Origin of the sequence: Mangrovimonas xylaniphaga, assembly GCF_001280435.1 — a bacterium.
GTDB classification, from domain to species: Bacteria; Bacteroidota; Bacteroidia; order Flavobacteriales; family Flavobacteriaceae; genus Mangrovimonas_A; species Mangrovimonas_A xylaniphaga.
In genome coordinates, this window is record NZ_LBIP01000013.1 from 1091623 (window position 1) to 1110472 (window position 18850).

Genomic DNA, 18850 nt, shown 5'->3' on the forward strand with positions numbered 1-18850 from the left:
GCTTTTTTTAGATGCCTTTTAATAACCATTTCGATATTCTACATGCGTAAGCACTGCATTTTCTTATTTATTGTTCTATGCTCTATCGCTGTACAGTCGCAAACCGCACCAACAGACTCCTTAAATAGCACCAAACAAGATTCCATAAAAAGGAAGGCTTTTATAACCAATATTGGCAACGGTTATTTCCCTACCAAATATTTCAATTTTGATTTGAGATATTTAGTAAAATTCAACCAATACGAAGGCTTTCGCACAGGTATGGGAGCAGTTACCAATGACGCCTTTTCAAGCAGATACCGTGCCACCGGATATCTGTCTTACGGATTTAGAGACGACCGATGGAAATACAGCATTGGTGGAGGAACAAGGGTAAGACCGCGTTCCAACACTTGGATCAACGTGGCCTACACAGACGATCTTCAGGAAACGGGAAGTTCCACCTTTTTAACGGACAAACGCTTTTTTCAACTGTTCCAACCGCGATTGCTTAACATTGATCTGTTTCACCGATTGATCAATAGGACTATTTCCTTGGAACACCGCATTTCGCCTCGCTTGTTGACAGAAATTCAATTGGCCAGCACCGATGTTTTGCCAACCTATGGCTATTCCTTTGTGGTGGATGACAAGGCCTATCATGATTTCGATTTGACCACTTCAATTGTATCCTTGCAATGGAGTCCATTTAGTAGATACGAATATGTTGACGATAAATTGAGGGAACTTAAAAAGGGATTTCCACAGTTTACGTTACAATACACCCAGAGTTACAAGAACATTTTTGATGGCAACTTCAATTTCTTAAAATTAGATTTCAGAAGTATCTATCAAATTGTATATCCAAATACCTCTGAGACAAAATTCACATTGCGTGCGGGAATTGCAAAAGGAAAAGCACCGCTAACGCATTTGTACCACACCTACCCTAACAACATCACCAAGGAAACCATTTTACAACGTTTCTCTGTAGCGGGATTGAACAGTTTTGAGACCATGTACTTCAACGAGTTTTTCTCAGATAGATTTACAACCTTTCAAATCAAACATTTCTTTAAGCCATTTAAAATCACTGAACGCTATCAACCTCAATTGGTATTGATTACGCGTTACGCCCTTGGTGATATGGACCATATTGAACGACACCAAAATGTTACTTTTGGAACTTTGGATAAAGGCTATACCGAATCTGGTCTTGAAATCAACAAACTATTGTTTGGCTTTGGGCTAAGTTTTGCCTATCGCTATGGCGCTTATCACTTACCAAGGGAAGAAGACAACATTGCCGTAAAGTTCACTTTCAACCTCACCCTTTAACAGAATTAAATACCCTATTTTGCAACCAGTTCCTTAGGTTTTTCCTACCTTTGTCGACTGTTTTTATCAAGCTATGCTCAAACTATTTACAACAGGCTTTTGGGAAGTCATTGCAAGACTTATTTTACGTAACAAAGTTGCCATTTTAATTGGTATCGTAGCAGTTACGTTGTTTTTCAGTTATCAATGGAAATACATGCGCTTCACCTATACCGAAGCCAATTTATTGCCAGATGACCACGAAGTAAATATTACCTACAACAATTTTCTTGACATCTTCGGAGAAGAAGGAAACCTGATTGTAATTGGAGTGAAAGATTCCACCTTGTTCACCGTGGAAAAACTCAACGCTTGGAACAAACTCTCCGAAAGTTTTAAGCCGTATGAAGAAGTAGAAACCGTAGTGTCCATAAAAGATCTTCAAAAGCTTGTCAAAAACACCGATGAGCAAAAATTTGATTTGGAACCTTTCATCAAGGATTCCATTCATTCCATGTCGCAGATTGACACCCTAGAGCAAGAGCTCTTTGAACAATATCCTTTTTATGACAATTTCCTTTTCAATAAGGAAACCAAAACGGTGAGATCGGCCATTTACATGAAAAAGGACATTGTAAATACGTCTCTTAGAAAAGATTTTATAGAGCAAATTCTGGAACCAAAAATTGCAGAATTTGAAGCTACCAACAACCTCGATGTAAGGGTCTCTGGGATGCCTTACATCAGAACGTTGAATGCCAAAAGTATCATTGATGAAATTGGATTGTTTATTGGGGCTGCCCTTTTGGTAACGTCCGTAATCTTCTTTTTCTTTTTTAGGTCCTTTAGAGCCACCTTTATTTCCTTAATCGTAGTGTGTATTGGAGTAATGTGGACCTTTGGACTCTTAGGTTTGTTGAAATATGAAATCACGGTTTTAACGGCCTTAATTCCACCATTAATTATCGTTATCGGGATTCCTAACTGTATATTCCTCATCAACAAATTTCAGCATGAGGTGAAATTGCACGGAAACAAGGTAAAATCGCTTCAACGTGTCATTACAAAAATTGGAAATGCCACCTTGATGACCAACATTACCACGGCTTCCGGTTTTGCTACCTTTATCCTTACAGAAAGTAAGCTTTTAAAGGAATTTGGTATTGTAGCCTCCTTAAGCATTTTGGGCATTTTCGTGCTGTGTTTATTGATCATTCCAATTATTTACACCTTCTTACCACATCCAAAAGACCGCCACCTAGAGCACTTAAACAAACGTTGGATAGGCACTTTCGTAGAATGGATGGTCCGTATGGTAAAAGAGCACAACATTGCTATTTATTCCATTTCGTTGATTTTGATCATGGCCAGCATTATTGGGATTTACCAAATTAAAATCTCAGGAAGCTTAATTGAAGACATGCCAAAGGACACCGAATTCTTTGACGACATCAGATTCTTTGAAAGTGAATTTGATGGTATCATGCCTTTGGAAATCATGGTGGACACCAAACGCAAAAAAGGGGTGATGAAGCTGAGCACCCTGAAACGTATGAGCGATTTGGAGGAAGTCATCAATGAAACGCCAGAACTGTCCAAACCTATTTCTGTAGTGAGTTTGTTGAAATATTCCAAGCAAGCTTATTACAATGGCAACCCAAAATACTATCAATTGCCAACCAGTCAGGAAAATAATTTCATTCTATCCTATGCAAAAAACTCATCTTCGGATGTGGATTTAATGAAAAACTTTGTGGACAGCACAGGTCAATATGCCCGTATCACCACGTTCATGAAGGATATTGGCACCGACAGAATGGAGCGTATTGAAGAAGATTTACAAACTAGAATTGACAAGGTATTTCCAAAAGAACAATACACCATTACCCTAACAGGTAAAGCCTTAGTATTCCAAAAAGGAACCAAGTATTTGGTGAAAAACTTGATCATTTCATTGTCCTTGGCCATTTTCTTAATATCACTGTTTATGGCCTATATGTTCCGTTCGTTCAAGATGATTATAGTGTCATTAATCCCTAACCTATTGCCGTTGTTGGTAACCGCTGGATTGATGGGATTCTTGGGAGTTCCAATCAAGCCTTCAACCATCTTGGTATTTAGTATTGCCTTTGGAATTTCGGTAGATGATACCATTCACTTTTTGGCAAAATACAGACAGGAATTGCAAGCCAACCACTGGAAAATCAGAAAATCGGTATTTGGAGCATTGCGCGAAACTGGAGTGAGTATGTTCTATACCTCCATTGTATTGTTCTTTGGATTCTCGGTGTTTACCATTTCAAGTTTTGGAGGAACGGTAGCATTGGGAGCATTGGTGTCCACCACTTTGTTGTTCGCCATGTTATCCAATTTATTGCTGCTCCCATCTTTATTGCTATCCTTGGAAAGAAGTATTGCCAACAAGGAAGTTTTAAGAGAACCTTCTATCAACATTATTCCAGAGGAAGACGAGGAAGACCAGCTTTAAGGAAATTGTTAACCATTGGAATTTGGCTTTTCAGAAAGACAGGTTCTACTTGACAAACCTAGAAGTATTTAAATAGCAATTATCGATAAAAATGCCGTTTGGCTTTTTTATCTTTGCAGTTCAAAATTTAAAACCAATAACCTATTTGCAATTGAAGCCGACTTGTTTACAACTGCTTCCATGCAAATAAGCTTTAAAATAATATTGATTTAGAAATGAAATCACATACAATTGCCGACTTATTATCGCAGGATATCACATTTCATGACATAGAAATAAAAGGTTGGGTACGTACCTTTAGAGCCAACAGGTTTATCGCCTTAAACGATGGTTCTACCATTCACAACATTCAATGTGTTGTGGATTTTGAAAACATCGATCCTTCTACCCTAAAACGCATTACCACTGGAGCTGCGGTTCACATTGTTGGGGAATTGGTAGAAAGCCAGGGAAAAGGACAACGTGTGGAAATCCAGGTGAAGACCATTGAAATCTTAGGAGATTCCGATCCAGAAACCTATCCTATTCAACCTAAAAAGCATTCCTTCGAATTCTTACGTGAGAATGCACACTTACGCACCAGAACCAATACGTTCAGTGCCGTGATGCGTTTGCGTTCATCATTGTCTTTTGCTATTCACAAGTACTTTAACGAGAATGGTTTTTACTATATGCATGCACCTATTATTACAGGTAGTGACGCTGAAGGAGCCGGAGAAATGTTTAGAGTAACCAATTTGGACTCTAAAAAACCTCCTTTAAATGAAACTGGAGAAGTAGATTACAGCAAAGATTTCTTTGGAAAGGAAACCAACCTGACAGTATCCGGTCAATTGGAGGCCGAAACCTACGCTATGTCCTTAGGGAAAGTGTACACTTTTGGACCTACCTTTAGAGCAGAAAACTCCAATACTTCAAGACACTTGGCAGAATTCTGGATGATTGAACCAGAAGTAGCCTTTATGGACTTGGCAGGCAACATGGACCTTGCTGAAGATTTCATGAAATATGTTATCAACTACGTGTTAGAAAACAACATAGACGACCTTCAATTCTTGGAGCAACGTTTGTTGGACGAGGAGAAAACCAAGCCTCAAGCCGAGCGTAGCGAAATGAGCCTTATTGAAAAATTGAAGTTTGTTGTAGACAACAATTTCAAGCGTGTAAGTTATACCGAGGCCATCGATATTCTTAGAAATTCGAAACCAAACAAAAAGAAGAAATTCAACTATATCATTGACGAATGGGGTGCAGACCTTCAAAGTGAGCACGAGCGCTTCCTTGTTGAAAAGCACTTCAAGTGCCCTGTTATCTTGTTCGATTATCCAGCCAACATCAAGGCATTCTACATGCGCTTGAACGACGACGGTAAAACCGTTCGAGCTATGGATATTTTATTCCCTGGAATTGGAGAAATTGTTGGTGGTGCACAACGTGAAGAGCGTCTGGATGTATTAAAACAAAAAATGGCTGCCATTGGCATTCCAGAAGAAGAGCTTTGGTGGTATTTAGATTTACGCAAGTACGGAACTGCGGTTCACTCTGGCTTTGGACTTGGCTTTGAGCGTTTAGTAATGTTCGCCACAGGAATGACCAATATTAGAGACGTCATCCCTTATCCAAGAACGCCTCAAAACGCCGAGTTTTAATAAAAAATTAGCATAAATATTCCCAAAACAACCTATGTTTACATTTTAATATAGGTTGTTTTTTTTACCTTTATCCGAAAGCAAATTTACCTTATGCTCAAGCAGTATTTACAGTTTAAATTATCGCAAAAACTATCGCCGCAACAAATTCAATTAATGAAATTGATCCAATTGCCTACACAGGCATTTGAGCAGCGTTTGAAGCAAGAACTGGAAGAAAATCCTGCCTTGGAAAGCGGAAAGGAAAAACACGAAGATTACGAGGATACCTTTGAGGAATTTGACAATTCTGCCGATGAGATCAATGATAATGAAACCATCACCGCAGAAGACATTAATGTAGACGATTACCTGAGCGATGATGACATCCCTGACTACCGTACACAAAGCAACAACTACAGTAGTGACGACGAAGAAAAAAGTGTGCCCTATGCGGCTGGGACATCCTTTACGCAACATTTGACCAACCAGCTCAATACCTTCAGGCTTTTGGATGAAGAAATGGACATTGCCGAATTCTTGGTTGGAAGCATTGATGAAAGTGGTTATATACGACGTTCTTTAAACGATATTGTAGATGACCTAGCCTTTACTCAAAATATCTTTACAGAGGTAGAAACCGTAGAAAAAGTGCTTCATACGGTCCATTTATTAGATCCCGCAGGTGTTGGCGCCAGAAATTTACAGGAATGTTTGAGCATTCAACTTCATCGCAAAGAAAAAACTCCAGATGTAGAATTGGCCATTGATATTATAGACAATGCTTTTGAGCAATTCACCAAAAAGCACTACAAAAAGCTGCTTCAAAAATTCGATGTTACCGAGATACAACTTAGGGATGCTATAGAGGAAATAGAACACCTCAATCCAAAACCGGGAGGCTCTTACTCTGGGGGCAACAAAATGGTGGAACATGTGGTGCCAGATTTTGCTATTAGAATTGTGGATGGCGAATTGGAATTGACACTTAATGGAAGAAACGCCCCTGAATTACATGTTTCCAGAGAATACAGCAACATGATGAAGGGCTATAAAGAAAGTAAGGACAAGTCCAAACAACAAAAGGATGCCGTGCTATTCATTAAGCAAAAACTGGATGCTGCCAAATGGTTTATAGAAGCCATAAAACAACGTCAGCAAACCCTTTTTGTAACCATGAGTGCCATTATGGATTATCAAGAAGAATACTTCCTTACAGGGGATGAACGTAAGTTGAAACCGATGATTCTTAAAGACATTGCCGACAATATTGGCATGGATGTCTCTACCGTATCACGTGTGGCCAACAGTAAATATGTCGATACCCCTTATGGAACCAAGCTCATCAAAGAATTCTTTTCAGAATCCATGACTAATGACCAAGGAGAGGAAGTTTCAACCAAGGAAATAAAAAAAATCCTAGAAACGGTTATAGAAGAAGAAGACAAACGCAAACCACTTACTGACGAAAAATTGGCATCTATTCTAAAGGAAAAAGGCTATCCCATCGCCCGAAGAACCGTCGCGAAGTACAGAGAACAATTGGATTTTCCAGTGGCGAGGTTACGAAAAAAAATATAGTTCTAAGGGTTTACATTCCCTCTTTCCAAAAATCAAACTAATTGAATTAATTATAATTGCCAAGAGTTCTTATAAATCAATAAGGAATGCTATCTTGTAACCATAATTGAAATTCCAAACCCAAAGACTGCTTCCTTGCATGCTAAGAGCCATTTCATTTATATTTCACCCCGTTCTAATGCCTCTTTTAGGGGTACTTTTTTACTTTTCCAGAACGCCAAGGTACATCCCGGAACCAATTGTAAAAGCGAAGTTGTTTTCCGTTACCATACTAACCATTGTACTTCCTATTCTATTATTTTATTTATTAAAAACACTTAAGAAAATAGATTCGTTTCATTTGGAAACTACCAAGGAACGAGTGCTTCCGTTGGTATTACAGTGTGCTATTGTTATTTTAATTTTCACTAGGGTATTACCCCAAAACGAAATCCCAGAGCTTTACTTTTTCTTTATTGGCATTCTATGCTCAACCCTAACTTGCTTGATTTTGGCCCTTATGGACATCAAGGCTAGTATTCATATGATTGCTGCAGCCGGGTTCTTTATGTTTGCCGTTGCCATTGGCATCCATTTTCAGATAAATATTAATGGAAGTATTGCCCTTATGTGCATCGTTTTAGGAGCTATAGCTTCATCCAGGCTTCACATGAAAGCCCACACACCTATTGAATTGGTAATTGGATTTTTTATAGGCTTTTTACCGCAGTTGATAATGCTTAATTATTGGCTATAGAAAATAGAACATTAAGCCTATTTTCAATGTGGTCATGTCTAAGGCTTCATTGTCCACCCGAACATCGCCAAAAATAGAATTTAAGCCATAATAAAGATGAAGGTTGAAATCGTCATAGCCAGCACTTAAAGTAACCCCATACTGGAAGGCATTAAAATCATCATTGTTTTTATATTTAAACGTCCCTAGACTTCCTTCGTATCTAGAAGTATCGTAAAACACGTAACCTAGCTTAAATCCCGTATAAATACGCCAAAAACTATAAGATTGGGCTGTTGATGTACGCCAACGAATTTCAAAAGGAACTTCGATGACATAAGTAGAAAATTTATTTTTTGAATATGGGTTTTCGCTATCATCAATAATGCTATAATTAAAACCACGGTTAGGTTCATTAATTATAGCCATATTTTGACGGTAATTATTAAATGCAAATCCAAGTCCTAAACCAAAGGCTACGTTACGTCTTTTATTGATAGGCATATCGCGAACAAAGCCCAAATGTAAGCCATAAGAAAAGCCTGTTTGTGACAAACCGGAAGGCTCCTTGACCAACCAATTATAGGTTACCCCAGCATAAAACTGATCTTCTCTGTACTTGGTATCAACCACAACAGAATCGGGAAGGACTTGAGAAAATCCAAAACCAGAAAAGCAAACTATAAAAAAGGCAGTTAGCAAGTGTTTCATTGTAACAAATATAGAAGAATAAACTTTTGGGGCTTAAGATGAGAATATAAAAAAACATCCTGATGCAAGCAGCAGGATGTTCTCCATATTTTTAACAAATAAAATTATTTAATCTTTATTTTGGGAAATATCACCATTTCTGGTTGTGTAGTTGATCTTCAAGGCATTCACCTTTCTAAGTTCTGTCTTGATATCACCAACAATTCCCATGTTTACGTCCTTATCGACTTTTAACGCTGTAGTTAAATAAGGCACTAACTCTTCACGCTTAGAAGCGCGTTCAGCTTCAATAAAAGCTTGGATATCGCTTACATCCGCAAACTTATCGTTTAACTGGATGCGGGCTTCTTTACCAAACGTGCTTTGAAATCTATCAGATGGTTTACCTGCGTAGATATACATAATCAAGTCTTTTTTGTCAAGTTTCTCAACTTGGTCTGCAAATGGCAGATCGTTTTTCACTTTTAATGTAGTATCACGCATTACGGTAGCAACCATAAAGAAGAACAAAAGCATAAATACAATATCGGGTAGAGATGCTGTTGAGATCGCCGGTAAATCGCCTGATTTTTTCTTTTTAAATTTAGACATAAAATTGTGTTTTCTAAATTACTATTGAACTTCAGATAATTTTTGAGGATACTCAAGTTTTATCTTCTCGATCTTTTCCTTTAACTTCTCACTCTTAAATTCCGGTGAACGGGAGTCATCGTAAGCAAGTTCCATTTCGTGGAATGGTCTTCCAAACAATTCCTGAGCACGACGATTTCTCAATTCGTTATAGGCAGCCACCAATTCGTTTTGTACAGAAATATACATTGCGTATGATGTTTCTCTCTCATTTTTAAGGGAGATGATTGCCTTATCAGGGTTATCAGAAGATTTAGGATCTTTCTTTCCTTTACAGTAGCCACAAGCATCTTCGCCTGCTCCACCACCATTATCTAAAAATTCAACAGCTGCCTTTCTTAAATCCTTCAACTCCATCAATTCGTCCTCTACCAACAATTGATCATTTTTATTGATTAACACCGTAAAAATGTTTTTTTGCTTAATTACTGGTGGCTCAACTTGACTATCATCTATTGGCGGTAACTTTCTACTCAAACCTGTATCGGTTTCAATAGTGGTTGTTACCAAGAAGAAAATAAGAAGTAAGAACGCAATATCAGCCATCGATCCTGCATTTACTTCGGGTGCCGCTCTTTTTGCCATAATTACTTAATCATTTTTTTAACACCTGCCAACAACATAGATGCTGCTGCAGCGATAATTAGAATGTAGAACGCAATTAATCCAGCGCCCGCCATGTGCGACTCAGTTTCTGTAGCCACTTGGTTGTTGTATTTGTATACTGTAGTATCTCCTCCAGAAACGGCGTAAGCTACAATCAGTATAGCAGCAAAAAGTCCAACTCCTATCAAAGTTCCTTTAAGGGAAGCAGTGTGTGTTACTAAGTTTTTCAATACGAAGAACACTACAAACGCTAAGATAATCCCTAAAACAACGTAAGCAATATATGCGATAGGGTCAACAATTGCTGTATCTCCTTCCAAAGCAGCTGCCTTAATAGCATCATCTCCTTCACCTATAATACGGCCCAAGAAAATAACACCTAAAACGCTTAAGATAGCTACTAGTATTCTTAAAATTTTGTGTAAACCCATAGTTAATAAAAATTATTGCGGATTATTTTTTGTATCTGATCAACATATCCATTAAAGTAATAGATGCATCTTCCATATCGTTAACGATGCTATCAATTTTAGCAATAATGTAGTTGTAGAAAATTTGAAGGATGATAGCTACGATAAGTCCAAATACCGTTGTTAAAAGTGCTACTTTAATACCTCCCGCTACCAAAGATGGTTGCATATCACCAGCTGCTTCAATTTTATCGAATGCTTGAATCATCCCGATTACAGTTCCCATGAACCCTAACATCGGTGCCAAAGCGATAAATAATGAAATCCAAGAAACGTTCTTCTCTAATTGTCCCATTTGAACACCACCGTAAGCTACTACAGCTTTTTCAGCAGCATCGATACCTTCATCGTGTCTATCCAAACCTTGGTAGAAGATAGAGGCAACAGGCCCTTTAGTGTTTCTACAAACTTCCTTAGCAGCTTCAATACCTCCAGATTGTAAAGCATCCTCTACATTCTTGGTTAATTTTTTAGTATTCGTAGTAGATAAGTTCAAAAAGATAATTCTTTCGATTGCAATAGCCAATCCTAAGATCAAACAAAGCAATACAATCCCCATAAATCCAGGACCACCTTCAATAAAACGCTTCTTAAGCTCTTGGTGGAATCCAAGAGTCTCTTCAGCAGGAGCAGCAGATTCGTCCTCTTGGGTTACAGTGGCAACAGTTGCAGTAGCTGCGCTAGTAGTAGTGTATGCATTAGCATTAACAGTTCCGAAAGCCATGGTTCCTGCTATGGCTAGGATAGAAAATAGTCTTTTCATTGTTCTTAATCTTAATTTTATTAGTTAAAGTGTTAAAGATATAAAAAATTTGTAATTAAAAATAAAATAAGAGCAGAGAGGAAGGGATTCGAACCCTCGATACGCTTTTGGCGTATACACACTTTCCAGGCGTGCGCCTTCGACCACTCGGCCACCTCTCTGTTTATTGCTTTTTAATAAAGTTTAGCAAATAACCAAAAAACTTTTGAAAGCTGAAAATTTTACGAGTTAATTTTAAGACAATTCTCCACGCAGTGCGGTTTCAAATATGGTTTTGAATGTTTTCACGGCAACTTTTTCACCCAGCAAATACATTAATTTGACAATGGCGGCCTCGGTAGTAATATCCTTACCTGAAATCACGCCAATATTCTGAAGATGAGAACTTGTTTCATACTGCCCCATAGCGACACTTCCTCCAGAACATTGCGTCACATTCACCACATGAACCCCATTTTTCACCAATTGTTTAATAAAATCCACAAACCATGGCGCTGTTGTTGCATTTCCTGCCCCATAAGTTTCCAAAATCACACCTTTGATATTAGGGTTATGACTCATACACTCCAAAGTAGCCTTCGAAATTCCGGGGAACAACTTAATCAATGCTACATTAGTGTCGAAAGATTTGTGCACCACCAGTTTCTTTCTAGCATTTGGTTTAAACAAATAATCGTGATTGATTTTAAGGTGCACTCCAGATTCCGCCAAATGCGGATAATTCAAAGATTCAAATGCCTCAAAATGTTCTGCATTTATTTTTGTGGTACGGTTACCTCTATATAACTTGTATTCAAAATACAACCCTACTTCCCTTATGACAGGACGGTTTCTATGTTGCAAGGAAGCCATTTGAATAGAAGTGATCAAATTCTCCTTGGCGTCGGTTCTTAAATCCCCAATTGGCAATTGTGACCCAGTTAAAATAACAGGCTTCGCCAAATTCTCCAACATAAAGCTCAACGCCGAAGCAGTATAACTCATGGTATCACTACCATGAAGTACCACAAATCCGTCAAACTCGTGATAATGGTCTTCAATAATCTCTGCCAATTGCACCCAATATTCGGGACTCATATTGGAAGAGTCGATGGGTTCTTTAAAAGAGACCGTATTAATGTCACAATCCAAAAGTTTCAATTCGGGAATCTGTTTCAGTAGATTATTGAAGTCGAAAGCTTTTAATGCACCGGTATTGGGATCCTTGATCATCCCTATGGTTCCTCCTGTATAAATCAAAAGAATATTTGGGTGGCCTTGTTCCATATTATATACTAAAAATGTCTTTTGAATTTTGCGTGGTGATGTTTGCTATTTCTTCCTGAGTAACACCATAAAGTTCCGATAGTTTTTCTACCACTTTAATTATATAGGCACTTTCATTACGTTTACCTCGGAAAGGTTTCGGGGCCAAATATGGCGAATCTGTTTCCAAAACAATATGTTTCAAATCTATTTCGGAAATAAATTTATCCAATCCTCCATTTTTAAAAGTGACTACACCACCAATTCCCAATTTCATATTAAAACCAATAGCCCTTTGTGCTTGTTCCAAATTTCCGGTAAAGCAATGGAATATCCCAAAGAGACCTTCTCCTCTTTCTGTTTCCAACACTTCAAAAATCTCATCAAAAGCATCCCTGCAATGAATGACGATAGGCAGTTGGTACTTTTTGGCCAATTGAATTTGATGACGAAACGCTTCCTTTTGAATTTCAAGCGTGGAGGTATCCCAATACAAATCGATACCAATTTCCCCAATACCGCAAAACGAACGTTTAGCCAGAAGCTCTTCCACGTGGGCCAACTCCTCTTTGTAATTCTCCTTCACCGAAGTTGGATGCAATCCTGCCATTAAATAAACATAATCAGGAAACTTAGCTTCAAGATCCAACATAGCCTCTGTATACGAAGAATCAATGGCGGGAATAAAGAATCTCGACACACCAGTTTCTAGTGCTCTAATCATCATTTCTGCCCTGTCTTCATCAAAAGCCTCACTATATAAATGGGTATGGGTATCTGTTATCATCATGCTGCAAAAATATATGTTTTACATCATTATCTTTGCACCAAAGAGATACTAATGGAAAGATTACAGGATTTTTTACTGGAAAAAGGATACACCAAAATTAAATTACACTTAACGCATACCAACCATTTTGAAATAAAAGCCACTATTAATGGTGTTAAAGGATTGTTTATTTTGGATACCGGCGCTTCCAGTACCTGTGTAGGCTTTGACACGGTTGAACGCTTCAATTTAAAAGTAAAGGATTCTGAAATCAAAGCGGCTGGAGCAGGTGCGGTAGACATGCTCACGCAGATTTCCAAAAAGAATAAAATGAAAATAGGCAAATGGAAAAAAGATAAAGTGCCAATCATTCTATTCAACCTCACCCATGTCAACACGGCCTTGACCAGTCACAATTCAAAACCAGTAGACGGCATCATTGGTGCGGATATTCTAAAAAAAGGAAAAGCCATTATTGATTATGAAAAAAAATATCTCTATTTAAAATTGCCATAGCTCCAATAGTTTTTAAGGTTTTTAAAAAACTTGTATCTTTATACCTATCCCTTTTTACTAAACCAATGAAAGCTTCAATAATTACAGCCGACGACCATCCGTTAATCCTCAAAGGCCTTAATGACTTTTTAACTGAAAAAAAATACAACATTATTGGCAGTGCCACAGATGGGGAAAAAGCTTTTCGTTTAATTACCGAACTTAATCCACAAATTGCAATCCTAGACATACAAATGCCAGGCTTAACAGGACTAGAAATTGCAGCCAAGTGCAAAGAAACCAGTCTTCCCACAAAAATCATCTTAATTACTTTTGAAAAAGATATGGCTATCTACAAAAAAGCGAAGAACCTAAACATTTATGGTTACGTGCTAAAAGAACTTGCCTTGGAAGAAATAGAAAATTGCATAACATCTGTTAAAAAAGGAAAATCATACTTCAGTCCAGAACTTATTTCTCATTTAGAAGAAACTGTTCCGAAAGAACTGTTTACCCTAACTCCAACCGAAAAAGAAGTACTCAAGCAAATAGCCCTGAACAAAACAGCCAAGGAGATTGGTGAAGTACTTTTCAGCTCAAGCAGGACTATTGAAAAACATAAAAGTCATATAATTCAGAAACTGAACTTGGAGTCTAAACCTCGAAGCCTTTTTCTTTTTGCAAAGGAGCACGAATCATTTCTATCCTAAAATACGTAGTTCTACGTATTGTTTTACATTACATTTTTAAAGACTTTTACGGAGCTATTAATCAATTTATTTAGGAAGTCATAAAACCTTGATTGAGTTCAAGGTTTTATTCCTAATAATTTCCTTTTAGGAATAAACACCTGTAAAAATGAAATCAAAATTCACCTTTGTTAACCTTGCGTTAATCATTGCCCTAATTTTGAGCTCTGTCTTGATTATTTCTATGAACATCTTTGTATGTTTTCATTGAACTTAACCTAACGTTCATCAATCAAAAAATAATCAAATCAACCAAAAACCAAACCAACCCAGAAAAGCGCAAATGTAAAGTTTGCGCTTTTTTAGTTCAAAAAATACGTAGAACTACGTATTGTTTCGCATCTAGATAATGGCGAAATTTACATTGCTATTAATTAGTTCTTAGGGAGAATTATAAAAGCTCTGGGTTTATTGTTGACTCGGAGCTTTTATTTCACCACTCCTAACAAGTAATGATTTAAACATTGTCCCAATGAAAAATTCTTATGAACACCAACATAAAATTGTGGTCATTAGCTTAGTTAGCTGTGCCATTTTAATAATAATCATAAATATTCTTGTTAATTTTTTTTAGTTATTAGTTAGTTATTTATTTATCAAGAAAAAAAGGCGCCATTTTCAATGGCGCCTTTTTAAATATTATCAGGAATGTTTTTAAAGCTCTAAAGCCTTTTTAACATCATTGTTCATTAACAATTCAGTTGGGTTTTCAAGTGCTTCTTTAATGGCTACCAAGAACCCTACAGACTCTCTTCCGTCAATAATTCTGTGATCATAAGACAATGCCAAATACATCATTGGGTGAATTTCAACCTTACCATTTACAGCAATAGGACGCTCGATAATATTGTGCATTCCTAAAATTCCACTTTGTGGAGGGTTGATAATTGGCGTAGACAACATACTACCAAATACACCTCCATTGGAAATTGTAAAGGTACCCCCTGTCATTTCATCTACGGTAATTTGTCCGTCACGAGCACGTAAAGCCAAACGTTTTACTTCCGCTTCCACACCTCTAAAGGTTAGGTTTTCCGCATTGCGAATTACAGGAACCATCAATCCTTTGGGTCCAGATACAGCGATACTGATATCACAGAAGTCGTAAGTGATCATTTCCTTACCATCAATCATCGAGTTCACTGCAGGAAACTCTTTTAAAGCTCTTACAGTTGCCAAAGTAAAGAAACTCATGAAACCTAAACCAACACCGTGCTTAGCTTTAAACTCCTCTTTATATTGGTTACGCAATTCAAAAATTGGCGTCATGTTCACCTCGTTAAAAGTGGTCAACATCGCGGTTTCGTTTTTAGCAGACACTAAGCGCTCTGCTACTTTACGACGCAACATAGACAATTTAGAACGAGTCTCTCCTCTACTTCCTCCTGTTGGTGTTCCCATAGAAGGTTTAGCATTCACAGCATCTTCTTTAGTTACGCGACCATCTTTTCCTGTACCGGCAACTTCAGAGGCTTCCATTCCTTTTTCTGCTAAGATTTTCTTAGCCGCTGGACTTGCAGAACCCGTTGCATAGGTTTTGGTTTCAGGAGCTGCAACTGGTTTTGGAGCCTCTTGCTTCGGCGTTTCTTCCTTTACAGCTTCTTTTGCTGGTGCGTCACCTTCCGGCTTTGCCGCACTGGTATCTATTAAACAAACCACTTCACCTACAGCAACAGCATCACCTTCTTCCGCCTTTAGCGTGATAATTCCGCTGGCTTCAGCTGGAAGTTCCAAGGTTGCTTTATCACTATCAACCTCAGCGATGGCTTGGTCTTTTTCAACATAATCTCCATCTGCAACTAACCATTCTGCAATTTCTACTTCCGTGATGGATTCCCCTGGTGAAGGGACTTTCATTTCTAAAATCATTGTGTTATAATTTTATCGTTGGATTTTATTATCTCTGGTTATTTTTTGTTTTATCAAATACGAAGTTAATGACTTCTTGGTGACGTTTTTTGGAACGAACGCTACTTCCCGCTGCCGGTGCCCCATAAGGCCTACGTGTTGCAGCCCTGAAAGTTCTAGCTTCATCAAGATGCATTAGCATGTGGCTGTAAGCTCCCATATTTCTAGGCTCTTCCTGAGCCCAAACAACGTCCTCTACACCTTCATATTTAGCCAATACTTCTCTAATTTCCTTATCTGGCAATGGGAACAACTGCTCTATTCTTACTAGTGCAACGTCATTTCTATTTAAGTTCTCACGCTCTTCCAATAGGTCGTAGTAAAACTTACCTGTTACGAACACCAATGTTTTTACATTTTCAACTGCTACATCGGCATCGTCAATCAACATTTGGAAACTTCCATTAGCAAACTCTTCTACCGTTGAAACACATTTTGGATGACGCAATAAACTCTTTGGAGTAAACACGATTAAAGGCTTTCTGTAATTGGCCTTCATTTGCTTTCTTAACAAGTGGAACATGTTGGCTGGTGTTGTACAGTCGGCCACAAACATGTTGTCCTTAGCACATAACTGAAGGTAACGCTCCATACGTGCTGAAGAGTGCTCTGCTCCTTGACCCTCATATCCGTGAGGCAATAACATTACCAAACCGTTCTGTAATTTCCACTTATCTTCTGCTGCAGAAATGTATTGATCGATCATAATTTGGGCTCCGTTACTGAAATCCCCAAATTGTGCTTCCCAAATAGTTAAGGTTTTTGGGCTCGCCATAGCATAACCATAATCAAATCCCACTACACCATACTCAGAAAGCAATGAGTTGAACACAAAGAAACGTCCTTGCTTATCACTAATGGTATTCAATAATACGATTTCTTCTTCACTGTCTTCCACTTTCACAACAGCATGACGGTGAGAAAAAGTTCCACGCTCCACATCCTGTCCTGAAATACGCACATCGTGCCCTTCCTCTAACAAAGTTCCGTAAGCCAAGTGTTCAGCCATAGCCCAATCCAGCTTGTCTTCTTCAAACATTGTTTTACGAGACTCCACTAAACGCTCAATCTTGCGAATGAACTTTTTATCTTTTGGCAAAGAAGAAATGACATTGGTTATTTTTTCAAGACCTTCTCTAGTATAGGTGGTATCCACCTTCTTCATCATTTCGTCTTCCTTAACCGAAACATAGTCTTCCCATTCATTTTGCATGAACGGCGTGATTACCGTTTTATCTTCTTTTCTTGAGTCTTCAAGTTTCTCTTCCAAAGATGCTTTATACTGCTCCTCTAATTCGGTTACATAATCTTGGGTAATAATTCCCTCACCAATTAATTTTTCAGCATAAATATCTCTAGGATTTTTATGTTTTGCAATGGCTTTATATAGTAAAGGCTGCGTAAACTTAGGTTCATCACCTTCGTTGTGTCCATATTTTCTATACCCCAACAAATCGATGAACACATCGCGCTTAAACTGCATTCTAAAGTCCAATGCAAACAACATTGCGTGCACCACGGCTTCGGCATCATCGGCGTTAACATGCAACACTGGAGATAAAGTTACTTTACCAACATCTGTACAGTAAGTACTGGAACGCGCATCTAGGTAATTTGTGGTGAAACCAATTTGGTTGTTCACTACAATGTGAATGGTTCCGCTAGTTCCATAACCATCCAATTGTGCCATTTGAACTACTTCATACACCAAACCTTGACCTGCAATAGCAGCATCTCCATGCACCACGATTGGCAATACCAAAGATGGCTCATCAGCATACTTATCGTCTTGTTTTGCACGGGTAATCCCTTCAACAACGGCTCCAACAGTTTCCAAGTGCGAAGGGTTAGGTGCTATATTTAAATTGATTTTCTTTCCGGTATCCGTTACACGGTCACTAGTCCAACCTAAGTGGTACTTAACGTCCCCATCAAAAATTTCTTCTTCATAATCCTTTCCATCAAACTCACTGAAGATATCCTTTGCAGATTTCCCAAAAATATTGGTCAAGGTACTCAAACGTCCACGGTGGGCCATCCCCATCACAAATTCTTTAACACCATACTCAGCGGCACGTTCGATAACGGCATCCAAAGCTGGGATTAAAGATTCTCCTCCTTCCAATGAAAAACGCTTTTGCCCTACATATTTAGTATGCAAAAAGTTCTCAAAAGAAACGGCCTCATTCAATTTTTTAAGAATGTGCTTCTTCTGTTCTACAGAAAATTTCGGGTGATTGTCATTAATGTTCAATCGCTCCTGAATCCATTGCTTACGCTCTGGGTTTCTTATATACATATACTCAACACCAATAGCATCGCAATAAATGGCTTCTAGGTGTCTTATGATTTCGTGTAATGGCTGTGCACCAATTCCAAGAATCTCTCCTGCATTGAAAACGGTATTCAAATCGGCTTTGGATAGACCGAAGTTTTCTATTGCCAAGGTAGGCTCATACTGACGGCGCTCGCGTACAGGATTGGTCTTGGTAAACAAGTGCCCACGAGAGCGGTAGCCATCAATAAGACTTACTACCTGAAACTCTTTTTGTAAATGTTCTGGAATTTGGGCCGAAACCCCTTCAACGATTTCACCCTCCATTCCGTAGCTTTCACTACCAAAATCATAACCTTGAAAAAAGGCTCTCCAACTTGGCTCAACTGAATCTGGGTTTTGTAAATATTGATCGTATAAGTCAGCAAAGTATGCTGTATGTGCTGCGTTTAAAAAGGAATATTTATCCATTATGTGTACTAACTGCTTTTTCGCTTTTGCAAAATTTGTCCAAAAATACA

General features: G+C 38.2%; 16 protein-coding genes and 1 tRNA gene. 7 read left to right on the plus strand and 10 right to left on the minus strand.

All coding sequences use genetic code 11. The annotated features are described in order from the left end of the window. The first annotated feature begins 42 nt into the window (after nucleotides 1-42). From ZA06_RS04820 to ZA06_RS04840, 5 genes are all read left to right on the plus strand, one after another. Nucleotides 43-1317, plus strand: a complete 1275-nt coding sequence (locus ZA06_RS04820; protein ID WP_053976249.1) for a hypothetical protein — start codon at nucleotides 43-45, stop codon at nucleotides 1315-1317. Between the two features lie 73 nt (nucleotides 1318-1390). After that, nucleotides 1391-3784 carry an efflux RND transporter permease subunit gene (locus ZA06_RS04825; RefSeq protein ID WP_053976250.1) on the plus strand — a complete coding sequence of 798 codons (2394 nt, stop codon included), beginning with the start codon at nucleotides 1391-1393 and terminating at the stop codon, nucleotides 3782-3784. Between the two features lie 215 nt (nucleotides 3785-3999). After that, entirely contained in the window at nucleotides 4000-5433 is a 1434-nt protein-coding gene (gene asnS / locus ZA06_RS04830; protein ID WP_053976251.1) for an asparagine--tRNA ligase, read from the plus strand. 93 nt (nucleotides 5434-5526) lie between these two features. Beyond that, a complete protein-coding gene (gene rpoN, locus ZA06_RS04835) occupies nucleotides 5527-6993 on the plus strand; it encodes an RNA polymerase factor sigma-54 (RefSeq protein WP_053976252.1) in 1467 nt (488 codons plus the stop codon). Nucleotides 6994-7171: 178 nt separating this feature from the next. After that, nucleotides 7172-7729: a hypothetical protein gene (locus tag ZA06_RS04840; RefSeq protein ID WP_240472204.1), complete on the plus strand. Its 558-nt coding sequence runs from the start codon at nucleotides 7172-7174 to the stop codon at nucleotides 7727-7729. Here the strand turns inward: ZA06_RS04840 and ZA06_RS04845 are convergent. From ZA06_RS04845 to ZA06_RS04880, 8 genes are all read right to left on the minus strand, one after another. Next, nucleotides 7724-8419: a porin family protein gene (locus ZA06_RS04845; protein WP_053976254.1), complete on the minus strand. Its 696-nt coding sequence runs from the start codon at nucleotides 8417-8419 to the stop codon at nucleotides 7724-7726. The two genes, ZA06_RS04840 and ZA06_RS04845, sit on opposite strands and share 6 nt — an antisense overlap. 108 nt (nucleotides 8420-8527) lie before the next feature. After that, nucleotides 8528-9010: an ExbD/TolR family protein gene (locus ZA06_RS04850; protein ID WP_053976255.1), complete on the minus strand. Its 483-nt coding sequence runs from the start codon at nucleotides 9008-9010 to the stop codon at nucleotides 8528-8530. Between the two features lie 21 nt (nucleotides 9011-9031). Then, nucleotides 9032-9634 (minus strand): ExbD/TolR family protein, encoded by a 603-nt coding sequence (locus ZA06_RS04855; RefSeq protein WP_053976256.1) that lies wholly within the window; start codon nucleotides 9632-9634, stop codon nucleotides 9032-9034. 2 nt (nucleotides 9635-9636) lie between these two features. Further along, nucleotides 9637-10086, minus strand: coding sequence for a hypothetical protein (locus tag ZA06_RS04860; RefSeq protein ID WP_053976257.1), 450 nt, complete (start codon nucleotides 10084-10086; stop codon nucleotides 9637-9639). Between the two features lie 22 nt (nucleotides 10087-10108). Next, on the minus strand, nucleotides 10109-10888 hold the full coding sequence (locus ZA06_RS04865) for a MotA/TolQ/ExbB proton channel family protein (protein WP_053976258.1): 780 nt from the start codon (nucleotides 10886-10888) through the stop codon (nucleotides 10109-10111). Between the two features lie 73 nt (nucleotides 10889-10961). Further along, nucleotides 10962-11049, minus strand: a tRNA-Ser gene (locus ZA06_RS04870). 73 nt (nucleotides 11050-11122) lie between these two features. Next, nucleotides 11123-12154 (minus strand): asparaginase, encoded by a 1032-nt coding sequence (locus tag ZA06_RS04875; RefSeq protein ID WP_053976259.1) that lies wholly within the window; start codon nucleotides 12152-12154, stop codon nucleotides 11123-11125. 1 nt (nucleotide 12155) lies between these two features. Beyond that, nucleotides 12156-12923, minus strand: a complete 768-nt coding sequence (locus ZA06_RS04880; RefSeq protein ID WP_053976260.1) for a TatD family hydrolase — start codon at nucleotides 12921-12923, stop codon at nucleotides 12156-12158. A 51-nt stretch (nucleotides 12924-12974) separates the two neighbouring features. On the opposite strand from ZA06_RS04880, the gene ZA06_RS04885 reads away from it, so the two are divergent. After that, nucleotides 12975-13418 (plus strand): retropepsin-like aspartic protease, encoded by a 444-nt coding sequence (locus ZA06_RS04885; protein ID WP_053976261.1) that lies wholly within the window; start codon nucleotides 12975-12977, stop codon nucleotides 13416-13418. Between the two features lie 65 nt (nucleotides 13419-13483). Continuing rightward, entirely contained in the window at nucleotides 13484-14107 is a 624-nt protein-coding gene (locus tag ZA06_RS04890) for a response regulator (protein WP_053976262.1), read from the plus strand. 693 nt (nucleotides 14108-14800) lie between these two features. On the opposite strand, the gene odhB is transcribed toward ZA06_RS04890, so the two are convergent. Next, nucleotides 14801-16015 carry a 2-oxoglutarate dehydrogenase complex dihydrolipoyllysine-residue succinyltransferase gene (gene odhB, locus ZA06_RS04895; protein ID WP_053976263.1) on the minus strand — a complete coding sequence of 405 codons (1215 nt, stop codon included), beginning with the start codon at nucleotides 16013-16015 and terminating at the stop codon, nucleotides 14801-14803. Between the two features lie 28 nt (nucleotides 16016-16043). Next, a complete protein-coding gene (locus ZA06_RS04900; protein WP_053976264.1) occupies nucleotides 16044-18800 on the minus strand; it encodes a 2-oxoglutarate dehydrogenase E1 component in 2757 nt (918 codons plus the stop codon). Nucleotides 18801-18850 lie beyond the last annotated feature (50 nt).

Coding starts and splice junctions, on each gene's coding strand:
- ZA06_RS04820 (WP_053976249.1), top strand. CDS start 43: ATGCGTAAGCACTGCATTTTCTTATTTATTGTTCTATGCTCTATCGCT.
- ZA06_RS04865 (WP_053976258.1), bottom strand. CDS start 10,888: ATGAAAAGACTATTTTCTATCCTAGCCATAGCAGGAACCATGGCTTTC.
- odhB (WP_053976263.1), bottom strand. CDS start 16,015: ATGATTTTAGAAATGAAAGTCCCTTCACCAGGGGAATCCATCACGGAA.
- ZA06_RS04845 (WP_053976254.1), bottom strand. CDS start 8,419: ATGAAACACTTGCTAACTGCCTTTTTTATAGTTTGCTTTTCTGGTTTT.
- rpoN (WP_053976252.1), top strand. CDS start 5,527: ATGCTCAAGCAGTATTTACAGTTTAAATTATCGCAAAAACTATCGCCG.
- asnS (WP_053976251.1), top strand. CDS start 4,000: ATGAAATCACATACAATTGCCGACTTATTATCGCAGGATATCACATTT.
- ZA06_RS04890 (WP_053976262.1), top strand. CDS start 13,484: ATGAAAGCTTCAATAATTACAGCCGACGACCATCCGTTAATCCTCAAA.
- ZA06_RS04875 (WP_053976259.1), bottom strand. CDS start 12,154: ATGGAACAAGGCCACCCAAATATTCTTTTGATTTATACAGGAGGAACC.
- ZA06_RS04855 (WP_053976256.1), bottom strand. CDS start 9,634: ATGGCAAAAAGAGCGGCACCCGAAGTAAATGCAGGATCGATGGCTGAT.
- ZA06_RS04885 (WP_053976261.1), top strand. CDS start 12,975: ATGGAAAGATTACAGGATTTTTTACTGGAAAAAGGATACACCAAAATT.
- ZA06_RS04825 (WP_053976250.1), top strand. CDS start 1,391: ATGCTCAAACTATTTACAACAGGCTTTTGGGAAGTCATTGCAAGACTT.
- ZA06_RS04880 (WP_053976260.1), bottom strand. CDS start 12,923: ATGATGATAACAGATACCCATACCCATTTATATAGTGAGGCTTTTGAT.
- ZA06_RS04900 (WP_053976264.1), bottom strand. CDS start 18,800: ATGGATAAATATTCCTTTTTAAACGCAGCACATACAGCATACTTTGCT.
- ZA06_RS04840 (WP_240472204.1), top strand. CDS start 7,172: ATGCCTCTTTTAGGGGTACTTTTTTACTTTTCCAGAACGCCAAGGTAC.
- ZA06_RS04850 (WP_053976255.1), bottom strand. CDS start 9,010: ATGTCTAAATTTAAAAAGAAAAAATCAGGCGATTTACCGGCGATCTCA.
- ZA06_RS04860 (WP_053976257.1), bottom strand. CDS start 10,086: ATGGGTTTACACAAAATTTTAAGAATACTAGTAGCTATCTTAAGCGTT.